Origin of the sequence: Singulisphaera chitinilytica (genome assembly GCF_049331405.1) — a bacterium.
In the GTDB taxonomy this organism is placed as follows: domain Bacteria; phylum Planctomycetota; class Planctomycetia; order Isosphaerales; family Isosphaeraceae; genus PoT.
The window spans coordinates 52472-72565 of the sequence record NZ_CP186274.1; the positions used below are offsets into that span (position 1 = coordinate 52472).

Below are 20094 nucleotides of genomic sequence, written 5' to 3' on the forward strand. Positions count from 1 at the left end.
GTAAGCCATACACCCGGCTTCCGATCCTGCGTGCCTTGCAAGACGCACGAACACCGTCCTGGACCCGGCTCAGGCCAGCCTGGTCTTCCAGGCGGCGAGCTGCTTCTCGACCTCGGCCGGGGCCGTCGAACCATATGACTGGAAGGCCTTGATCGCGTTGGCGACCCCGAGCACATCCTTCACGCCGGCACCCAGGCTCGGATGGGCCTTGGGGAACTCCTCATCGGGGAGGTCGGCCAAACGCTTGCACCCCTGCCGGACGCAGAGGCCGACCAGGTGGCCGATGACCTCATGGGCGGAGCGCTGGGGGACCCCTTCCTTGATGAGGTATTCCATCAAGGTGGTGGCGTCGAGGAAGCCTTCGTCGAGCCTGGAGGCGATGACGTCGGCCCGGAGTGTCGCCCCAGCCACGATCACGGCCGCCAGTTCGAGGCAGGCCTCGACCGTGTCGAAGGCGTCGAAGAGGGGCTCCTTGTCCTCTTGCAGGTCGCGATTGTAGGCGAGGGGCAGCCCCTTGATGAGGACAAGCAGCGTGTTCAGGGAGCCGATCACGCGGGCCGAGCGGCCTCGGATCAATTCGAGGACGTCCGGGTTCTTCTTCTGGGGCATGATGCTGCTGCCGGTGCAGTAGGCATCGGGGAGCGCCAGGAAGGAAAACTCCTGCGTGCTCCAGAGGACCCATTCCTCGGCCCAGCCGGCGAGGTGCTCGGCGATGAGGGTGAGGACGAAGACCGACTCCACGGCGAAGTCGCGGTCGCTGGAGACATCCATGCTGTTCGCCGCCACCGACGCGAAGCCGAGGGCCTCGGCGACGTGGTTCCGGTCGATCGGCAAGGTCGTCCCGGCGAGGGCCGCGGCCCCCAGCGGCAGGACGTTCAGGCGCTTGCGGCAGTCGGCCACGCGGTCCCGGTCCCTCGCGAGCTTCTCGACGTAGGCGAGGAAGTAATGCGGAGCCAGGACCGGCTGGGCGCGTTGGAGGTGAGTGTAGCCGGGGAGGATCACATCCCGATGCCGCTCGGCCGCCCCCACGAAGGCCCGCTGGAGCTCGGCGAGGTTCGCGTCGATCCGGTCGAGGCCGTCGCGAGCCCAGAGCTTGACGTCGGTGGCGACCTGGTCGTTGCGGCTCCGGGCCGTGTGCAGCTTGCGCCCGACATCCCCCAGGCGATCGATCAGCGCAGCCTCGATGTGCATGTGCACATCCTCACGCTCGAGGGTGTACTCGAACGTGCCGGCCTCGATCTCAGCCTTGATTTCCGACAGGCCTCGCACAATTTGCTGGCATTCGTCGGCAGTGATCAAACCGACATGGGCCAGCATCTCGGCATGCGCGGTGGAGGCCCTGACGTCTTGCTCGAAGAGCCGACGATCAAAGGAGATCGATTCGGTGAACCGTTCCACGCGGCGGTCGGTTCTCTCTCCAAAACGTCCGCCCCAAGCTTTGCTGGCCACCAAACTACGCCCTCAAACCGGACAAATATGCGCAAGTCTTCGGCAATAAGCCACCCGATTCTAGGCAGCCATGAGAGGACTGTCAACAAGGCGAGCATTTACCCCACGACGGTGTTGCGTCTGGCAGGCGCGCATCCAGGCTCGACCGCCCGGGTCCATCGGCCGAACGGCATCGAGATGGTCCCCGGTGCGATCCCTCGATCTGAAAAGGCGACACCGCCGCGGGGATGGGGCGAGCGTCGAGACCCGGTTCAACGACTCAACGTCGAGTCTTGGGTCGGGTACGACGGCCCGACTGGCTCGCGGGCTTGGCCCCCTTCTTCGAGGCTTCCCCCTCGGACTTGGCGGTGGAGGCCTTGTCGACGTCCGTGGCCTTGTCGGCCGCTTCGGCCGATGACGTCGAGCCAGCCAGCTTCAACTTGCCCAGATCAAACGGAGCCCCGAGCATCTTGTTGAAGGCGACCTTCTGCTTCCGCTCCAGGACCTTGCCGATCTCGACCACTGCCTTGTCTCGAAGCTTGCCCATCTGACCTCGGACGCGTTCGAAGCGGCTGGGGTCGAGTTGGCTGAAGGTCACGACCTTGCGCCTTGCGTCCGTGACGAGGGCTCGTTGCTGCATCTGGAGGCCGAGCATGATCTCGCGGATCGACGCGTTCTGCTCCTCGCTCAGGCGGAGTCGCCGGGCGACATCCTCGCGAGAGACCGCCAGGGGGCCTTCGAACTGGAGGACCACTTCGTTCAGACGTTGTGCCTGCTTGGGTTCGAGGATCCGGGCGACGGCCTCTTCGTTGTCCTGCCGGAGGTCGGCTCGCGCACCGGCGAGCGACGCCGCATCATTCTCCGGCGAGGCCATCAGGCTCCGGTAGAGGTCGCGCTGCTTCTGATTCGATGCGAGGGCGAGCCCATAGGCCTTCGTCTTCTGCTCGTCCGTGAGCTTCAACTCGCTCTGGACGGCGGGCGCGAGCAGGATGGTGATCGGCGTCTGGGGCACCATCGTGCCGAGGCGCGACAGGCTCTCGAGGTCATCGGACTGCCCTGCCTGCGGGTCGGGTGCGACTATATCGCCCGGGGCGGCCTTCGACTCGACGTCCGACCTGACCTCGGCGGTCTGGGAGTTCGCCCGGGGAGCCGCACCGAGCATAAGGGCCAGGCCCATCGCGACCCGCGTCGTCAGGGAGCCACGCATCGCTCAATCCCCCAACCAAAGTACGACGAAGAAGATGGGAGTCAGGCCAACTTCGGGGGGGATCTAAGAAAAGCATCCTCGTTCGTCGAAGTGGTGTCAATCACCTCGGCGGAAGGATCGAGGAGAGGTCGGCTCGGGCAATCGCGGGAGATATTCGCATGACCTCCCCGGGCGGGAAGGCGGCGCCGGGGCAATCCGCCCGAAAAGGTCGAGGCCCGCGGCATCGAACCTGGTTAGGTCCGATGCGCGGGCCTCGACTTGGTCTGGCAGGGCTTGGCTTACTTGGCGGCGGGGGCGGCGGGCTTGGCCACGCCGATGGTGCCGACCGCGACGCGGTCTCCGGCGGCGCCGGCGGGCTGCGACTTGAGGTCGTCGGCCTTGCCGTGGACCACGAGGCCGCGGCCGATGATCGAGGTCGGGCCGTCGAAGCTCAGCGAGGGGTCGACGACGTCGAGCTTGGCGTGGCCCTTCTCGTCGGCCTCGATGTTGCCGAGGTCGCCCACGTGGCGCTTGGTGGCGTGCGGCTCGCCGTGCGGGGCACCCAGCGGGTTGAAGTGGCCGCCGGTCGCCATCCCGTCATCCGAGCCCGTGTCGCCGAACTCGTGGACGTGGAACCCGTGCAGGCCGGGGGTCAGGCCGTGGAGGTGAGCCTCGACGCGGACGCCTTCGGCGACCTTGGTGAAGACGACCTTGCCGCCGGCCTCGCCCCCCTTGGGATCCTTCTTGGTGGCGTGCAGGAAGGCGACGGCCTTCGTGATGACCGCCGGGCCGCTCGGGGCGGCGGCGCTGGGGGCGTGCGGGGCGGGGGCCTGGGCCCAGGATCCGATCGCGACGGCGGCCGTCAGGCCGGCCGTCGTCAGCGTGGTGACGATGCTCTTGCGATTCATGAAGTCTCTCCTGGATGTGCCTGTCGGTCGATTCGAGTTCCAAACGTTTCAGGTTCCGATGCAAATTAGCCGCCGAAAGGCAGCCCCACAAGGGGCTCGCGTTACCAGCCTGCCAAGTCATCGCCAACCCGTGCTCAAAGCCGAATCGACCGCAAGAGTCCAGCTCGCCCGCAAACCTCGAGCGTCGCGCATGCCTGGCACTCGCGACAACAGCGAACCGTTGCGCAGTTGAATGTTTAGGAAAAGTGCGCGATTTACTCCCCGCTCGGACGGAGACGTGCCGAGTCCGAGGAGACGCACCTGGCGTCATTCATCAGGAGGCTATCCCATCGCGTCCTAGACCTCAGGGCGCGAGAAAGGCCGAAGGAGGGGGGGGATCGGCCCGATGGTCCGTCAGCGTCATTGGCCTTCAGAAGAGAAGGCCAGCGAGCCTCGAGAAGATGGAATTGCGATTCGAATCCAGTTCCTCTTCGTCAATCGGCTTCAGCTCATCCACGATGGGAAAGCTCGACAGGTCCTGATAATGCGTGACCCGGTTCCGCCCCGATCGCTTGGACCGATACAGGGCCTGGTCGGCCTGGTGCAGCAGGACCGTGGCATTGGAGAGGCCGGGGGGCAGGGTGGCCACGCCGAAGCTGGCGGTCACCTTGCGATGCTTCCAGGCGTAACGCTCGAAGGTCGCCCTGAGCCGCTCTGCGATTCCGCTCGCCTCGTGAGCGTCGGTCCCCGGCAGGCAAATCACGAACTCCTCGCCGCCGAAGCGTGCGACCATGTCGTGCCGCCTTGCGAAGGCCCGGAGCAGCGAGGCGACCGTCTTCAGGACCTCATCGCCCGCAAGGTGGCCGAACTCATCATTGAATGACTTGAAGTTGTCCACGTCCGTGATCACCACGGAGCAGGGGACCCTCTGCTGGGTCGAGAGGACCGCCGCCGATTCCAGGGCGTCGCGGAGCCGGGTCCGATTCGCCAGGCCGGTCAGCGGGTCGGTCGTCGCCTGCCTCGCCAGTTGGGAATTCTGCTGCTCGAGCTGCGCCTGCACCTCGAGGATTCGACGCGCGACCTCGAGCCGGACGCTCAGCTCTTCCAGGTCGAGCGGCTTGGCGAGGAAGTCGTCGGCTCCCGCCGTCATGCCCTCCAGGCGGTCGGTACGATCGCCCCGGCAGGTCAGCAGCATGATGTAGGTGTAAGGGCCTTCGCTCCGGTTCCGGACGCGGCGACAGAGCTCGATCCCGTCCATCCCGGGCATCATCCAGTCGCTGATGAGCAGCCGCCAGTCTTCCTGGCAGATCCGCTCCCAGGCTTCCGTCCCCGAGGTGACCAGGACGACCTCGTGGCCTTGCTTCTCGAGCACCGCCCGAAGTGCGGAACCCGAGCACACCTCATCCTCGGCAAGGAGAATTCTCATGGCTCCGTATTTTCACACCCAAGGGTTTACTTGCTTCAAATGGGGACGCCGCAGCGCCCCACAACGTCTCGACGAACCCTCCAGGAAACAACGGAGCGACCCGCGGCTCGCCCGGCATCCCGTCGATCACCAACTCTCAGTCGATCGACACGGGACCGAGTGATATTTTATTTATGCTCATGTTTCCACCCCACTTCATGCTCAACGGCTATTCGCTACTCCGTACGAATCAGTTTTTGGCTTGTGACTGTCGAAGTTTTTTCCTCCGTCTCATTAGTCGAGCGGCCACAACATGCGATCGCCGTTCCAACGCCGAAGAATTCGTGAAAACTCGCGCGAATCCCCAGGATTTCAGGCCGGACGCATGGGTGGCCGAGGACGATCGATAGCCCTCAGCTCTCCCTGAATAACACCCGAGGGCGAGATTAGTTCCTGACAGTTTTCAGGAGTAAGAGGATCGGAATCATTCCAGGACAATACGGAACGATTCCTGCCCGCCGACACCGAGAGAAGTGTGTGATATCGGGGAAAACCCCGAGAATATCACGAGATGACCCGCCGGATCATCCTGCCAACATCCTTGCATAGGAACACGCTTAAGCGGCTTCCCAGGATTCGTACGCCCCGGGATCCATGACGCCAGGGAGTCAATCGCGGTCGATCCGGTAGAGCCTCTGATGATTCTAGTTCGCGAGAAAGGCCATGGCCAGCCCCTCCTCGGTGCCAGCTCGCCTTCGCGCAGGGCGTGTCCCCCTCATGGGCAAGGGGAGCGTCGAACAGGGGCGAATCAGCCTCTCTACCCCTCGAAATTCAGCAGGGAGTTCAAAGAGTGTCGCCATTGCTGGCATTTCCCCCACATTGCATTGATTTCGTTACTGCGTCCGCGCCGATGCCGAGGCCATGAAATCGCAACGCGGCGGTCGTCTTCTACCAAGTAATCCGGGAAGAGCATCCAGGATAAGACATGTGTCATCCGTCTTGCTCCTTGACGCCCGATGCGAAATCGGCGGGCGAACCTGGGAAATCCGTAGGGGTTGGCCGCACTTTCATGAGGTAAGGCCCTTCCTGCCTCATATCCTTCACGCAAGTTTGGGCTGATTCCCGATCTCCCAGGGGACGCCGGGAATGCGAAAGGGCCGGCGGGAAGTCTCCTGGTAAGACCCTCCCGGGCGGCCCTGATGGCGAGCATTCGGTGATTCTGCCGAGGAATCGGGTCAGCCCCGATTGCCCGGGTGGCTCAACGCTTCGGTGGGAGCCCGAAGTCGCCGAGTTGGCTCCGGAAGAACGTGTGAATGTGGTTCACCTCGTTCTGAGTATTGTTGAAGTCGATGAACAGCACCGACCCCTGGACGCGGAAGGCGTGGGGCTTGGTGCGGTCGAGGGGCCCGTACCAGGCGAAGTGGACCGACGACTCGTTCTGGGCGATCTGGTTGAGCAGGTCGGCCTTCACCGGCTCGGGGAAGTTCTCGGCGTAGGCCTGCACGATGCGCGTCAGCATCTGGCGCTGCTCGGGCGTGAACTGGGTGGCCGGGATCCCCTCGGGGGCGGTCAACTGGGGCTGGGCCGAGTTCGGGGTGGTCGTGACCTCGGGGGCCACCGGATTGGCGATGACCTGCTTGCGCTGGTCTTCGTTCAGAGAGACGAGCAGGGCCTCCAGCGGCACCTCGATGTCGCCCAGGTTGCGCAGGCCTTTGCGTGCCCCGTCGCGGACGTTGGCGGGGTTGGAGCCGAACATGAAGGGGGTCGCCGAGATGACCCGGCCGTTCCGGAGGGTGAAGTTGAGGGCCAGGTGATGCCCCTCGACCCGCCAGGCCCAGTCGCCCTGGTTGCTCGGCTCGCCGAAGACGCTGATGAAGTAGAGCTCGGGGTCGCGGACCGGGCCGGTGCCGTGCTCCTCGACGCGGAGGATCTCCTCGAAGCTCATGATCGTCGTGGCCTTGAGGTTCCCCCGGGTCGACAGGCCGGTGTTCAGCAGGCCGAAGGCCAGGGCACGCTGCGCCGGCTGGAGTTCCTTGATCGGGAGCCCCTTGCGCTCGCGGGGGATCCAGTGCCAGTTGAACCGTTCCGGGCTATCAAACGTGAAGGTCGCCTGGGCCTTCTGCTTGTCGTCGAGCGAGCCGACGAACCGGCGGGCGGCATCGGCCATCGCCGAGCCGGTCTCGTCGGCCTTCGAAGTCGAGGGCACCACCAGGCCGCCCACGAAACACAGGGCCAGCAACCAGGAATGACGTCGCATCAACTCTCTCCTTCACCTTCGGATCGAACAGGATTCCCAATCGAGCGAGCATGGCGGCTCGACCCTCGCGTACCGAGCGGCGGGGCACAGGGGGCGCAGGATTCTGAACAGGCGTCGGCGGGCGGGCGTGTTGCGCGCCCGACGGTTGTCGCCGGAGTGCCGCCCCGGGGGATGACCGAGGCTAACGCAACGGAGCCCCGAAAGCCACGATCGCGGCCCGAATCGGGGCGAGGCAACGTCGCTGACCCTCGCTCAATAAGCCGGCTCATTGAGCGAGCGAGGAGTCTCGGAGACCAGGAAGATCTCGTCATCCGGCATGGCGGCGATCCGCCGAGCTTCTTCCACAAGCTTTTCGCGAGCCATGCCCGCGAATAGAGCGTATGAACTCAGGTTTCAACGTAAAGAAAGCTTTCGCCACGCCTTCCGATCCTCGAGGGTCGTGCTCAACCGCCCGGCCGGCAGGGGCCTCGGCACCGACCACCATGACCGCGCCGAGGATCCAGCGATGCATCGTTCCTCCTCCCGGGCCGATGCGCCTCGGCTCGGCCCGCCTTTAATCACGCTGCGAACATCCGCCGAGGTGCCGTCGGCGGCCCCGAACATCCGAAAAATGTTACGATCCAGGAATCCATAACACGGGGAGCCCCACGCGAAAGGCCTGCAATTGAGCCGCGACCGACCTCTCGATGACCGTGCGCAGGGGTGCCTATTGGAGATCGAGGAAGGAAGGCAGGCCGAAGCGAGCCTTTCCTTACCGACATCGGAGTTGATACAGTTCAGGGGTCGGTCAGGATGGGTTCCGGACGCCTGGATGAGATCTGATCTGCCATGAAACGCCTTGGCTACGCCTTCTTCGGCATCGCTTTCAGCGGGCTCGGCCTGCTCTTCTTCTGGATGTGGATGCAGGACGAGGCGAATGAGGCCGGTCCCGAGAGCCAGGTCATCATCACGGGGAAGAAGGAGACCCACCGAGTCACGCCCGCGATGCTCGAGTCGAGCAACAAGATGGCCTCTCAGGCGGCCCCCGGCTTCGACTCTCAGGCGACCGACGACAGGAGCTATCGCCTTGAGGCCCTGATCCAGGAAGGCCCGATCCTCCTCGCCTTCATCAAGGATGGCTGCCCCTGCAGCACGGCCGCCCAGCCTTATTTCAACCGGCTCCACGACGCGTACGGGACCAGCCTTAAGTTCTTCGGCGTCTTCGACGGCTCGGTGTCCAAGGCCAAGGCCTGGGCGGCGGAGAATAAGGTCCGCTTCCCGATCCTCGCCGACCCCGAGTTGAAGATCGTCAGGGCGTACAAGGCGGAGAACTCCGCCTACGTCGCCCTCGTCTCCAAGGGGGGCACGATCGAAAAGCTCTGGCCCGGCTATTCGAGCGAGATGCTGAAGGACGTAAGCCTCCGTCTGGCGCGCCTTGCCGACACCGACCCCAAGCCCATCGACACCACCGACTCTCCCGACGAGATGCTCTCTGGCTGCCCCTTCGACCTTTGAGAACCCGTTTCACCTCGCCCCCTCACGCCCCGATCCGGACTCATCAGCGCCGTTGCGCATCTCGCGGCTCACAGCCCCGAAAAATGGATCGACCTGGCGTCGCCGGCGGCGTCGCATTCTCGATTGATTACCGGCATGCTCGCGCGACGTATCCCAGGGGGAAGGCGAGCGCGCCGAGTCGATCCAAGGCTTCGACGGAATGAAGCCCCAGCCTGCGTGATCTCGCCCTGCGAATGGCCGCATTGACGCGGCCTTCACGGCCGGCCCCGAGTCTCTCGACGCCAGGAATGGAGCACCATGCCCACGGCGCAGGGCTCGCATGCGCACGAAATAAATTCATAAACCCGCCAACGTCTCCATCAAATCAGAACGACGACGGGAACCTCGGCGGATCGACTGACACGGAAGGTGCCCTGGCAGTTTGCGAACTGCCTTCGTAAAGGACTGACGATGAGCCCGACCTCGACCTCACCGGAGACGCACCAGCCTGCCTTCTGGCCGAGGCAAATTGCCGAGGAGCCGACTCCGAACCAGTTGACCTTCGACATCGTCGTGGGGATGGGCCTGCCGCTGCTCTGCCTCGGCCTTGATCCGATCGTCTTCCGCTCGACGCTCGACCTCTCGCCGATCCTGGGCCGATACTGCATCGTCGGCTACCTCGCGACGAGCCTCGGGATCATCTCGCTGGCGGCCTGGCTGCGCTTCAAGCGGCCTGCAGGATTGCTCGCGGGGCTCCTCGGCGGCGGGGCGATCTTCGCGTTCCTGCTGGGCGTGACCCTCTTGCCTTATTCGGTCGCGGGGCTCTTGCTCGGGGTCGGGGTCTTCGGGCTCTCTCCGTTCCTGACGGCCTTCGTCTTCCTGCGCAACGCGCTCAGGGCCCTGACCAGGGCGAATCTCCGGAGCGGCAGCATCGCCGCCAACCTGCTCGTCGCGCTGGGCCTGATGGCGAGTTGCGCTGGCCCCTGGGCCGCGCAGGGGTTTGTCGTCACCCAGCTCTCTCATGCCGAGAGGCTGCTCGTCTCGCACGACGACAGGCACGTACAGCAGGGAATCGCCACGGTGGAGCGATGGTGGTTCGTCGCCGATTACGACCGCCTCGTCCTCGCCTATGAGCTCGAGAACGACGCGAAGCGCAAGGAAGCCCTGGCCAGGGCCTATGAGCATCTCTCGGGCAACAACATCGAGCTTCGGCTCGCTCGCCTGCACGACTGAGCCCGACCTACTCCGCACCTCGAAGCGCGCCATTCATCACGCCGAAAATGCCAACGCCCCCAGGGCCGCTCGAGCCGAATGATCTCGGAGCCCTCTCGCCGGATCGCGGACGCAGGTTCGCGAAAGCGCCCAATCTAAAATATCACATCTTCACATCACGACTCTTGATCGAACAGCACGTTCTGGCCATGTTCGCAAGGATAGGGGTCGGCGATGGCGACCCGGGCATGGTTCGGGATTTGTTTTCTTGAGGCGATGAACAACTCGCGGCGTTTCGGGCCGACGACCCGCGTGTCGACGGCCCTTGCGCCTCGGGGAAGGCACCCCTCAAGACTCCGACACCGCCGGATGAAACACCATGAACGCGACGCATCGCTAACCGTGGCGATCGCCGACGAGCCGGGCAACATCAGGAATCTCCACACCAAGATGATCGTCGTCAGCGCCGAAGCCGGGGCGATGGAGACGTAGGAGGCCTTCAAAGTCCTCGGCGACTTCGAGGTGATCGCGTCGGAAGGAATCGAGTGACACGATCACAACAAAGCGCCATTCATCCCGGTAGTCTCCCGTTCGGCCGGTCGCTCAAGGCTCATTGATGTCTGCTCGGTCAAAACTTTGCGCCTCGCAAAAACTTGTTGCCACAGCCAACATGCGTCTTAATCCCCTAGGACTTGGGGAAATTCGACACATTTGTGTGAAGTTGGGATGTCCCCCACAATAAAGGGCTCGGAGTCATACCATCGCCCATGGTTTCGTTTCTATGTATGAAGAAATTCCGCCTCACCGCAGTTCTTCCGATCCGGGCGGATTCCGAATGCCCTAGGACAACGCCGACCTGGGTGAAGCGTTTCCCTCGCTCCGCAACTCTTCCGCAAGAGCATTCGCGACTTCGAGGCCAATCACTTTACGTAAAAAGGAGTTACGTCATGGGCGGGCTCTGGCCGCAACGAATGTTTCCGCAAATCAAATTACTATTTCATGTTAATTTTATGACACATAAGAATGACCGGACATCTGAGTCGTCTTTTAATTCTAAACTCCTAGAATCTATTTTATAGAATTTTTCCCTTGCTGAAACTGTCGAAGGAGTTTTAATGAAAGATGGATACCCCATATTCATTCCCGGTTGGTCGCTTGGCGAGGTTTCTCAGATGAGAAAATCAGGGGTCGGTGCGCGCCGAGGGTTTACGTTAATTGAACTTCTCGTCGTTATTGCGATCATTGCGGTGTTGATCGCTCTGTTGCTCCCCGCGGTGCAGGCAGCGCGTGAGGCGGCTCGCCGCGCTCAATGCGTCAACAATCTGAAGCAGATGGGTCTGGCCATCCACAACTACCACTCGATCAACAATGTGATCCCGGCCGAAGGCATGTTCCTGGGCGCGGCCTGGGGAGCCAACAATGGTGGCACCCCCACCAATGGGGGAGTGGGCTGGGGCTGGAACGCGAGCTGGCAGGTCGCCATCCTCCCGATGATGGAAGGCAACGCGCTCTACAACGCGTACAACTTCAACCGTTCGGCCGACGAGCCCTACAACAACACGGTCGGCTTCAACCAGGTCGGCAGCCTGCTGTGCCCCTCCGAGAGCCAGAAGGCTCGTCCCGTTCCCCCCTGGGGAGCCACAAGCTACCACGGCAACCACGGCGGCCCCGGCATCGTCAAGAACTGGTCGGGCACCATCGTCCAGAACTTTACGACCTACCCCCAGGCCTGGTGGGGTGCTGACTCCCAGTTCGCCTTCTTCGGATTCGAAAGCGTTACGGACGGCACGTCCAACACCGCCATGATCAGCGAGCGGTTGCTGGGCCTTCCCCAGGCCAACGGCGTCGACGTGGTGGTCTATCCTGGTTCGATCAACGCGAAACGCGGCATCTTCTCGGCGAATTATAGTGGTGCCCTCGACAGCACGAACGCCGCCGGCGCCCTGACCGCCCTGGCCGCGTGCAAGAGCATCCCGTCGTCGACAGGCTCGGTGGGCAGCTATCTGAGCGGTGCCCACTGGTCGCTCTCCTACCCGTGGCACACGTCCAACCAGGCCTACGTCCACTTCAACACGCCAAACGGCAATTCCTGCATCGCCTCCTCGGGCGATGCCGCTCAGGGTAACCCGTGGGGTGGTTCGGGTGCGATGATCACGGCGACGAGCAACCACTCGGGCGGCGTGAACGTCGCCTTCACGGACGGCTCGGTGAAGTTCATCAAGGACAGCATCTCGCCGACGACTTGGTGGGCCATCGGCACCAAGAACATGGGCGAGGTTGTCAGCGCCGACGCATACTAATCTTTGCGGTTCTTTCGGACCCCGGATCGGCCCTGTGCAACTCAGGGCCGATCCGGTTCCGTTTTAGGGACCACGCACCAATCAAACGCCCACAAGGCTTCCCGGCCTCCGGTGATTGAGGGATCGGGGAGGGTCACTCGCAATAAGTTTGGCGAGGTTCCCGATCGTAAACGCGTGATCCGCAAGGATGCCGTTCACCTCTGATTGGAAACTATCCAGGAGTCAAGAATCATGCGATCTCTCCGTACACTGCTCGGCCTGACGCTCCTCTCCGGCGCCGCTTGCTGCCTCTCGGGTTGCGGCGGCAGCTCGATCTCGGAAGGCGTCCCGGCCGACGTCGATATGACGAAGTCTTACACCCCGCCCGCGAGCGTGAACATCATGGCCCCGAGTGACTCGAAGAAGGCCGCCAAGGCCACCAAGGCGGCCAGGGCTGCCGCCAAGTCCGCGCCCGCCGCGGAAGAGCCGGCGAGCCAGTGATAGGCTCTGCCTCCGCATTCGCTTAGACTCGATCCGTCGCCAGGACTCGCTCCCGGGTTCACCGTCGAGCCCGGGGAGTGCCTGCAATCTCCCGGCCATGAATCCTTCCTGACGACCGCGCCGGCCGCTCCTTGAGGATGGACCCCTTGGTACATCGGCACTGGCTGATCTTCGGGCTGGGCCTCGCCGTCCTCACACTGGCCGGTGGCGGGTATCGCCACTACACGATGAAGGCCCTCCGGGCCGAGCTCGACCGGGCTCGGGCCGACTACGAGAAGGGCTATCCCGGGCTCGCCCGGCAACGCCTCGCGGAGCTGGCCAGATCGTGGCCATCGAACGGCGAGGTCCTCTTCCAACTCGGGATCTGCGAGGATGCCACCGGGCGTCGCGAGAACGCCGTGGCCGCCTGGTCGAAGGTCCCACGCTCGTCCTCCTTCTTCGCGAGGGCGGTGGCGCTCCGGGCCGAGGCCTACCTCGACGCCGGCAAATACAACGAGGCCGAGCCGATCCTCGAGGAGGCCTATCGCGAGACGGACCTCGATCTCGGGGAAATCCGGCGTGTCTTGCTCCGCCTCTATCGCTACGAGGGGAGGACGGCCGACGTCCGCAAACTCGTGCGCGAGTCCTGGCCCTCGTCCCCCGACCCGATCGCGGTCCTCAAGGAGCTCTGGCTGATCGACAACACGCCGGTCCCCGCCGAGGCCCTCGCGACCGTCCTGGCCAAGGCCGACCCCGAGGACGACCGGGTCTGGCTCGGCCGGGCCAACCTCGCGACCCTCACCGGCCGTTTCGACGAGGCCAAGCAACAGCTCGAAGCCTGCCGGAAGAGCCGTCCCGACGACGCGGCCGTCTGGCGCTCGGAGTTGGACTACGCCAGGGCCGCCGGTGACGTTGACGCCGCTCGCCTGGCCCTCCCTCATCTGCCCGCCGAAGTCTTGAGCAAGTCGGAGGTCCTCGCGTTCCGGGCCTGGATGGCCGGCCGCCTCGGCAAGCCCGAGCAGGAACGGGCCGCCTTGCTCGCGCTCCTGGAACATGAGCCGGGGAATGCGTCGGCCTTCGACCGCCTCGCGACCGCCTCGTGGGATGCCGGGAAGGCCGACGAAGCCAAGCAGTTCCGGGCGAGGAAGCAGGTCGTCGACGACGCCAAGAACCAGTACCGGGCGCTCGTGCTGAACGAGCCCAAGCCCGCCGAACGCGCCGAGGATTTCGCGAAGCTGGCCGCAACCCTCGGGCTCCGGTTCGACGCCAGGGCCTGGTCGCATCTCAACGCCGATCTCGCGGCCAAGACGCGGCTCCTCGACGAGTGGCGGGCCGAGGAGTCGGTCGCTGCCAGGAGCGAGACGCTCGCCGGAGAATTCGCCGACCTCCTGCCAGCCCAGGGTCAATCCTCCGCAAAGGTGGCGAACCGGGCGCAGGCCCAGCCCCACTTCACCGACGACGCCCAGGCTGTCGGCTTGCAGTTCAACTTCGACAACGGCCAGACCCCGCTCCGCCAGCTCCCCGAGACGATGTCCGGCGGGGTCGCCGTGCTCGACTATGATGGCGATGGCTGGTACGACGTCTACGTCGTCCAGGGGGGTCCGCTCGCGCCCGAGTCGACCGAGGGGCGAGAAGGGGACCGCCTCTTCCGCAACCAGGGCGATGGCACATTCCGCGACGTCACGGCGTCGGCACACCTGACGACCCCGATCCATGAATATACGATGGGGGTCACCGCGGGAGACTACGACGGCGACGGCGACCCCGACCTCTTCGTGAGCCGGCTCCGATCCTACCTCCTCTATCGCAACAAGGGGGACGGGACCTTCGAGGATGTCACGGAGGCCGCCGGGCTCGCCGGGCTCCGCGACTACCCCTCGTCGGCCGCCTTCGCCGACCTCGACAACGACGGCGACCTTGACCTCTACGTCTGCCAGTACATGCTCTATGACCCGACCAACCCTCGACTCTGCCGCAACGAGAAGGGCGAGTATTACTACTGCGACCCGAGCCAGGTCGACCCCGCGCCCGACCACGTCTTCCGCAACGACGAGGGGCGATTCGTCGATGTGACGGCCGAGGCCGGGTTCGTCGACCCCGGGGGCCGAGGCCTCGGCGTGGTCGTGGCCGACCTCGACGACGACGACAAGGTCGACCTCTTCGTCGCCAACGACGGCTCGGCCAACTACCTCTTCCACAACCTCGGCGGGTTCAAGTTCGAGGAGACCGGGCACCTCTGGGGCGTCGCGGGCAACGCGGGGGGAGGCTACCAGGCGGGCATGGGCGTGGCCTGCGTCGACCTCGACGGCGACGGCCGCCCCGAACTGCTCGTCACCAACTTCTACGGCGAGGGGACGACGCTCTATCAGAACCTGGGGCAGGGGGCCTTCCACGACGCCTCGGCCGCGTCGGGCTTGGGGGCCGCGACACGATATCTGCTCGGCTTCGGCATCGCCCCCATCGACTTCGACGCCGACGGCAAGCCCGACCTGATGATCGCGAACGGCAACGTCCACGACCAGCGCCCGAAGTTTCCCTACGCCATGCCCGCCACCCTCTACGCCAACGCGGGCGGAGGACGCCTGACCGACGTCACGGCCAGGGCCGGGGAACCCTTCCAGCCGCTCCGCGTAGGGCGAGGCCTCGCCACGGGCGACCTCGACAACGACGGCAAGCTCGACGCCGTCCTCGTCGGCCAGTTCGAGCCGCTCGCGTACTTCCACAACCGGACCCCGGGGGGCCACTTCGTCACCTTCTTGCTCGAAGGGACGCGCTCCAATCGCGACGGAATCGGGGCCAAGGTCACGCTGACGACCCGCTCGGGCCGGCAGGTCGCCCATCGCTATGGCGGCGGCAGCTATCAGTCCGCCTCCGACCCCCGGCTCCATTTCGGCCTCGGGGCCGATGAGGTCGTCGAGCAGGTCGAAATCCGCTGGCCCTCGGGGCGGATCGACCGCTACAGCAAGCTCGCCGCCGACACCGGCTATCGCCTCCGCGAGGCCGACCCCAACCCCGCCAAACTGGCCGGCTTCGCCCGGCGTGAGAAGTAAATCCTCAGATCACCTCACATCATCAACACAAATTCTCGGCATTTGTGAAATGCAGGCGATCGTCCCATCTCGCTCGCCTCGAATGCCTGTTCTGTCCACGGATCGACAAAAGTGCAGCTCATACTCGATCAATAACGCTGGTAGAATGCCAAGTTAAGGACGAAAACCGCACCCCATCGCGAGGGCCGAGACCGACGCGAAGCTCGGGATGAGTGGCGGACCGCCGGACGGATCGAGACGATGATCACAGAGTCCATCAAGGCGATGCTGGAGGCGTGCGAGACCCGACAGCCGGTCTTCCCGCCTTCGGTCCTCTACAATGAGGGCTGGCTGCTGCGCATCATCCTCGATTGGTTCTCGCGACATGGCGGGGATCGCTACCCGCTCTCGCCTCGCCCGGGTGCCCGCTGGTTCTCCGAACCCTGGCTCCCCTCGGCGTTCCTCCCGCGCTATCGGGGGGACCGGCTGGCCGAGGCCCGCTCGCATGCCGACGGCGTGCTCGGGCACTTCACGATCGGCGACCCCGGCACGGCGGGGCTCACGCTCCTGCCCGACGCGACCCAGCTCGTCGTCATGGAGGCCAAGCTCTTCGCCCGCCTCTCGACGGGGGTCAAGAATGCCCCCTATTTCGACCAGGCGGCGCGCAGCGTGGCCTGCATCGCCGAGGTGCTCCGACGCGCGGGCCGATCGGCGGAGTCGATGGAGGACGTCGGGCTCCTGATCCTCGCCCCGCAGGCCAGGGTCGAGGACGGGGTCTTCGCCTGGGATGCCACGCCCGAGGCCATCCGCCGCAAGGTCCGCCGCCGGGTCGAGGACTATGCCGGCGAGCGCGATGCCTGGTATCGCGAGTGGTTCGAACCGACCTGGCGACGGGCCGAGATCCGCTGCCTCAGTTGGGAGGAGATCATCGAGGTCATCGCCTTCCACAGCCCCGAGGCCGGGCAGGTCATCGACAGCTTCTACGGTAACTGCCTGCACCACAATCGACCCCGCGCCCGCTCCAACTTCCCCGGCCGCCGATTCGGCTCCGCATGCACCCCCGACGAGGCGGCGGAGATCGCGAAGTCATCTCACCCCGGCCCCGACGCCGCCCCGAAGACCACTCCCGAACACGCAGGAGCGGCGGCGAACCTCGATACCACAGTCGAGGAATCCTCCGTCTCCGAGCCCCTGGCCTCCGCCTCGCACACGAGTTGAAAGCCACGCGGAGAGCGTTGTGCGAAGGGCTCGCCGACCTCGAAAAATCGCGAGAATCCGCATATCACCCCCAATCCGTGGCACGTCAGATGCTGCAAGTGATCTGGTAGAAACGGCCCCACATCATTGGATCTGCCAACCACGGGAGCCATAACATGGCCAAGAACACCAAGCAAACCAGCCCAAACGTCGCCAGCAAGGCGTCCAAAATCCTGAGCAACCCCAAGACGACGCCGGACCAGAAATCGGTGGCCGCGTCCGACCTCGCACAAACCGCCGCCAAGAAAAAGGCCAAGGCCAAATAAACGCCGAAGGGCAGGGCGGATGAGCGGGGCCTACCGCCATCCGCCCTGTCGTTTCTTGAAGACTCCGCTCGAAGATGCAACTCCCCTGAGCGGCGGGGCCATCCCCACGGCTCCGCTCGTCCCCACCTCATCGAAATCGCCGATGCACTAAGGGAATCGCCCGTGCTTCGTTAACCGGGTGATAGCCCCGTGATTCCCTTTCGAATGTCTTCGCGAGAGGATCGGCCGACACGTGGCGCCGACGCTTCTTGCTACGCTCAAGCCCTCACATCATGACATCTCGACTCAAGATCCGCCGAAGCCAGTGCCAAGGGCCATTCCATAGGCGCGGGACGTCCTTCGCCTGGGAATGAGGCTTCACAAATCTCGGCTCTCGATGGCTCGTCGAAGCGAGCCATCGGAACACACAGCTTTCCCGGGAGTTCTTCGTCATGCGTCGAATCTTGTGGTTCATTCCGTTCGTGTTCGTGTTCGTGGGGTTCGCACCGAACGAGGAGATCACGGAGATCACCCTCCAGCGGACCCCTTGCTTCGGGGCGTGCCCGACCGATAGGGTCGTGCTGCATCCCGACGGCAACGCCGACTATTACGGGCAACGCCACGTCCAACGCGTGGGCCACTACAAGGGGATCTTCGGCGAGGCGAACTTCGACCGACTTTCGAAGCTGATCGTCGCGCAACGATTCTTCGATCTTAAGCCGAGGTATCACCGCGGCGTGACCGACCTGCCGAGCGTCATCGTGACCGTCAAGCGTGGGGACAAGGTCACGGAGGTCAATGACAACGGCCACGCCGGCCCGCTCGAGCTCTGGGGTATCGAGATGGCGATCACCGGTGTGCTCGCGGAAGTCGCCTGGGAGAAAGCCGAGTAACGGGAAAGCCAGCACCGGGCGTCCGGACTCGGAGGGCGAGTGTCCACCTTGCTCGCCCATCGATGTGCGGGCGCCCGATCGCCATTTTGGATTGGAACCAGGATCGCGAACCCCTCCAGCTTTATCCAACACGCACCTTCGGACCTGCGCCCACACCTTGCCACTCGAAAAAGTCTCACCTTTGCCCGGCTCGGCAAGCCGATAATACCCCCGATTACCCAGCTTTTTGATTTTGACGAAACAAACATAATCAACCAAATTTTGCCAATTTCCTTGGCCCTCCATCTCCAAGGACTCGGAGGGGAGTATGCGTCGGAGACGACTCTTGTTCGTGGCTGCCATCGGTGCAGCCCTCTGGCTCTCGAATCGCAGCGTGGAGGCTCGACAGGATGAGCCGCCACCGCCGCCTCCCCCCCGTTTGTCGCCTCTCGAGGAATCCCCCTCGGATCCGGATGATCCGACCGGGAGCAAGCTGCGAAGTCGCATCCCGGCGCAGTCTCGGATGCCGATCCCCGGGGCACCTCAGCCGATCCCTGGGCCCGCGGGGGCAGGGCTCCCCATCGGCACGATGGACTCGAGGACGCCGCACGGCCTGCCGATCAACCTCGCCACGGCGATGGAACTGGCCGGGGTCCGGCCGCTCGACATCGCCACGGCCACCGCGCAGGTGGAGCAGGCCCTGGCCCAGTTGCTCCAGGCGAAGGTCCTCTGGGTGCCGAACCTGAACGGCGGCGTCGACTACTTCCGCCATGACGGCAAGCAGCAGAACCTGTTCACCGGCGGCCTGTTCCAGAAGGGGAGGCAGAGCTCGTTCGTCGGCGGCGGCCCGAGTGCCTCGTTCGCGCTGACGGACGCGATCTTCTCCCCGCTCGCGGCCAGGCGCGTGGTCGCCGCCCGCCGGGCCGACCTCCAGGCCGCTCGCAACGATGCCTTGTACAACGTCACGCAGGCCTACTACGACGTCCAGGCGGCCCGGGGGAGGATCCTGGGGGCGCAAGCCTCGATCATCCGGGCCGACCTGCTCGTGAACTTCGCCAAAGGGTTGGCCCCGAGCCTGATCGCCCCGCTCGAGATCAATCGCGCCAAGGCCGAGCTCCAGAGCCTGCGGCAGACCCAGCAGCTCGCGGTCAGGGACTGGCGAGTCGCCAGCGCCAGGCTCGCGGAGGTGCTGCTGCTGGAGCCCTCGACGCTCCTCGAGCCGATCGAGCCGCCGTTCCTCCAGCTCACGTTCGTCCCCGCCGATCGGTCGGCCGACGACTTGATGCCCCTCGCGCTGAACACGCGCCCGGAGATCGCCTCGCGCAAGGAGCTGGTCGACGCGGCCATGCAGCTCCTCCGGCAGGAGAAGGCCCGCCCCTTGCTGCCGAGCGTGTATGTCTTGAGCCCCGCGACGACCAGTGGGCTGCTCGCCGCGGGCAACACGTCGGTGGGGGCCAACGGCGCGATGGGATCGAACGCCGCCCGGTTCGACGTCGAGGTCCAGGCCGTCTGGCAGTTGCAGAACGCCGGGTTCGGCAACCTCGGCCGGATCCGCCAGCGCAAGGCCGAGCAGGACATCGCGGCGATCGACCTCACCCGCACGGTCTATCGGGTCAAGTCCGAGGTCTCGCAGGCCGTCGCCCGGCTCGACACGGCGCGGGTGCGGGTGGTCGAGACCGAGGAGGAGGTGCGCCAGGCCGTCGAATCGGCCGACAAGAACTTCATCGGCCTGCGCGAGACGACTCGCCCCGCGGGCGAGTTGCTCCGGCTGATCGTCCGGCCGCAGGAAGTCGTGGCGGCGATCCAGGCCATGAATGTGGCCTACGAGCAATACTCGGCGGCGATCAACGAGTTCAATGCCGCCCAGTTCCAGGTGTATCGCTCGATGGGCCAGCCCGCGCAGTGGGTGACCGCCCAGGCTCCGCCGGGTCGAGAGATCGTTCCCGCACCCGCACCGGGGCCGGTCATTCCCCCGTCCGGGGAGAGATCCCAGGGCGCCGTCGCCCCGCGGTGAGCCTTCGAGGCCGACGATCGACCCCGACGATGGCTCGAGGGGGATGCTCGCGCAACTTCATGTCGACCTC

General features: G+C 64.8%; 15 protein-coding genes. 10 read left to right on the forward strand and 5 right to left on the reverse strand.

The annotated features are described in order from the left end of the window. Window positions 1-69: 69 nt before the first annotated feature. The 5 genes from argH to ACOYYX_RS00210 all read right to left on the reverse strand — a co-directional run bounded on the left by argH (window position 70) and on the right by ACOYYX_RS00210 (window position 7163). Window positions 70-1449 (reverse strand): argininosuccinate lyase, encoded by a 1380-nt coding sequence (gene argH / locus ACOYYX_RS00190; RefSeq protein ID WP_422927918.1) that lies wholly within the window; start codon window positions 1447-1449, stop codon window positions 70-72. Window positions 1450-1708: 259 nt separating this feature from the next. Further along, window positions 1709-2635 (reverse strand): hypothetical protein, encoded by a 927-nt coding sequence (locus ACOYYX_RS00195; RefSeq protein WP_422927919.1) that lies wholly within the window; start codon window positions 2633-2635, stop codon window positions 1709-1711. 278 nt (window positions 2636-2913) lie between these two features. After that, the gene (locus tag ACOYYX_RS00200; protein ID WP_422927920.1) at window positions 2914-3522 is read right to left on the reverse strand and encodes a superoxide dismutase family protein; all 609 of its coding nucleotides are present in this window, start codon (window positions 3520-3522) and stop codon (window positions 2914-2916) included. 409 nt (window positions 3523-3931) lie between these two features. Beyond that, window positions 3932-4927 carry a GGDEF domain-containing response regulator gene (locus ACOYYX_RS00205; RefSeq protein ID WP_422927921.1) on the reverse strand — a complete coding sequence of 332 codons (996 nt, stop codon included), beginning with the start codon at window positions 4925-4927 and terminating at the stop codon, window positions 3932-3934. A 1237-nt stretch (window positions 4928-6164) separates the two neighbouring features. After that, window positions 6165-7163 carry a DUF3500 domain-containing protein gene (locus ACOYYX_RS00210; RefSeq protein ID WP_422927922.1) on the reverse strand — a complete coding sequence of 333 codons (999 nt, stop codon included), beginning with the start codon at window positions 7161-7163 and terminating at the stop codon, window positions 6165-6167. A gap of 828 nt (window positions 7164-7991) precedes the next feature. Between ACOYYX_RS00210 and ACOYYX_RS00215 the strand changes: the two genes are divergently transcribed. The 10 genes from ACOYYX_RS00215 to ACOYYX_RS00260 all read left to right on the forward strand — a co-directional run bounded on the left by ACOYYX_RS00215 (window position 7992) and on the right by ACOYYX_RS00260 (window position 20024). Beyond that, a complete protein-coding gene (locus tag ACOYYX_RS00215) occupies window positions 7992-8657 on the forward strand; it encodes a peroxiredoxin family protein (RefSeq protein WP_422927923.1) in 666 nt (221 codons plus the stop codon). 450 nt (window positions 8658-9107) lie between these two features. Continuing rightward, a complete protein-coding gene (locus ACOYYX_RS00220) occupies window positions 9108-9869 on the forward strand; it encodes a hypothetical protein (RefSeq protein ID WP_422927924.1) in 762 nt (253 codons plus the stop codon). A 348-nt stretch (window positions 9870-10217) separates the two neighbouring features. Beyond that, window positions 10218-10340 carry a hypothetical protein gene (locus tag ACOYYX_RS00225; RefSeq protein WP_422927925.1) on the forward strand — a complete coding sequence of 41 codons (123 nt, stop codon included), beginning with the start codon at window positions 10218-10220 and terminating at the stop codon, window positions 10338-10340. Window positions 10341-11020: 680 nt separating this feature from the next. Then, window positions 11021-12148, forward strand: coding sequence for a DUF1559 domain-containing protein (locus ACOYYX_RS00230; RefSeq protein ID WP_422927926.1), 1128 nt, complete (start codon window positions 11021-11023; stop codon window positions 12146-12148). Between the two features lie 231 nt (window positions 12149-12379). After that, the gene (locus ACOYYX_RS00235; protein WP_422927927.1) at window positions 12380-12628 is read left to right on the forward strand and encodes a hypothetical protein; all 249 of its coding nucleotides are present in this window, start codon (window positions 12380-12382) and stop codon (window positions 12626-12628) included. 146 nt (window positions 12629-12774) lie between these two features. Continuing rightward, window positions 12775-15657 (forward strand): FG-GAP-like repeat-containing protein, encoded by a 2883-nt coding sequence (locus ACOYYX_RS00240; protein ID WP_422927928.1) that lies wholly within the window; start codon window positions 12775-12777, stop codon window positions 15655-15657. Window positions 15658-15897: 240 nt separating this feature from the next. Continuing rightward, the gene (locus tag ACOYYX_RS00245) at window positions 15898-16854 is read left to right on the forward strand and encodes a hypothetical protein (protein WP_422927929.1); all 957 of its coding nucleotides are present in this window, start codon (window positions 15898-15900) and stop codon (window positions 16852-16854) included. Between the two features lie 155 nt (window positions 16855-17009). Further along, on the forward strand, window positions 17010-17159 hold the full coding sequence (locus ACOYYX_RS00250; RefSeq protein WP_422927930.1) for a hypothetical protein: 150 nt from the start codon (window positions 17010-17012) through the stop codon (window positions 17157-17159). 431 nt (window positions 17160-17590) lie between these two features. After that, the gene (locus ACOYYX_RS00255; RefSeq protein ID WP_422927931.1) at window positions 17591-18031 is read left to right on the forward strand and encodes a DUF6438 domain-containing protein; all 441 of its coding nucleotides are present in this window, start codon (window positions 17591-17593) and stop codon (window positions 18029-18031) included. 307 nt (window positions 18032-18338) lie between these two features. Next, entirely contained in the window at window positions 18339-20024 is a 1686-nt protein-coding gene (locus tag ACOYYX_RS00260; RefSeq protein WP_422927932.1) for a TolC family protein, read from the forward strand. The last annotated feature ends 70 nt before the right edge of the window (window positions 20025-20094 follow it).

Coding starts and splice junctions, on each gene's coding strand:
- ACOYYX_RS00195 (WP_422927919.1), bottom strand. CDS start 2,635: ATGCGTGGCTCCCTGACGACGCGGGTCGCGATGGGCCTGGCCCTTATG.
- ACOYYX_RS00200 (WP_422927920.1), bottom strand. CDS start 3,522: ATGAATCGCAAGAGCATCGTCACCACGCTGACGACGGCCGGCCTGACG.
- ACOYYX_RS00205 (WP_422927921.1), bottom strand. CDS start 4,927: ATGAGAATTCTCCTTGCCGAGGATGAGGTGTGCTCGGGTTCCGCACTT.
- ACOYYX_RS00210 (WP_422927922.1), bottom strand. CDS start 7,163: ATGCGACGTCATTCCTGGTTGCTGGCCCTGTGTTTCGTGGGCGGCCTG.
- ACOYYX_RS00215 (WP_422927923.1), top strand. CDS start 7,992: ATGAAACGCCTTGGCTACGCCTTCTTCGGCATCGCTTTCAGCGGGCTC.
- ACOYYX_RS00220 (WP_422927924.1), top strand. CDS start 9,108: ATGAGCCCGACCTCGACCTCACCGGAGACGCACCAGCCTGCCTTCTGG.
- ACOYYX_RS00225 (WP_422927925.1), top strand. CDS start 10,218: ATGAAACACCATGAACGCGACGCATCGCTAACCGTGGCGATCGCCGAC.
- ACOYYX_RS00230 (WP_422927926.1), top strand. CDS start 11,021: ATGAGAAAATCAGGGGTCGGTGCGCGCCGAGGGTTTACGTTAATTGAA.
- ACOYYX_RS00235 (WP_422927927.1), top strand. CDS start 12,380: ATGCGATCTCTCCGTACACTGCTCGGCCTGACGCTCCTCTCCGGCGCC.
- ACOYYX_RS00245 (WP_422927929.1), top strand. CDS start 15,898: ATGATCACAGAGTCCATCAAGGCGATGCTGGAGGCGTGCGAGACCCGA.
- ACOYYX_RS00250 (WP_422927930.1), top strand. CDS start 17,010: ATGGCCAAGAACACCAAGCAAACCAGCCCAAACGTCGCCAGCAAGGCG.
- ACOYYX_RS00255 (WP_422927931.1), top strand. CDS start 17,591: ATGCGTCGAATCTTGTGGTTCATTCCGTTCGTGTTCGTGTTCGTGGGG.
- ACOYYX_RS00260 (WP_422927932.1), top strand. CDS start 18,339: ATGCGTCGGAGACGACTCTTGTTCGTGGCTGCCATCGGTGCAGCCCTC.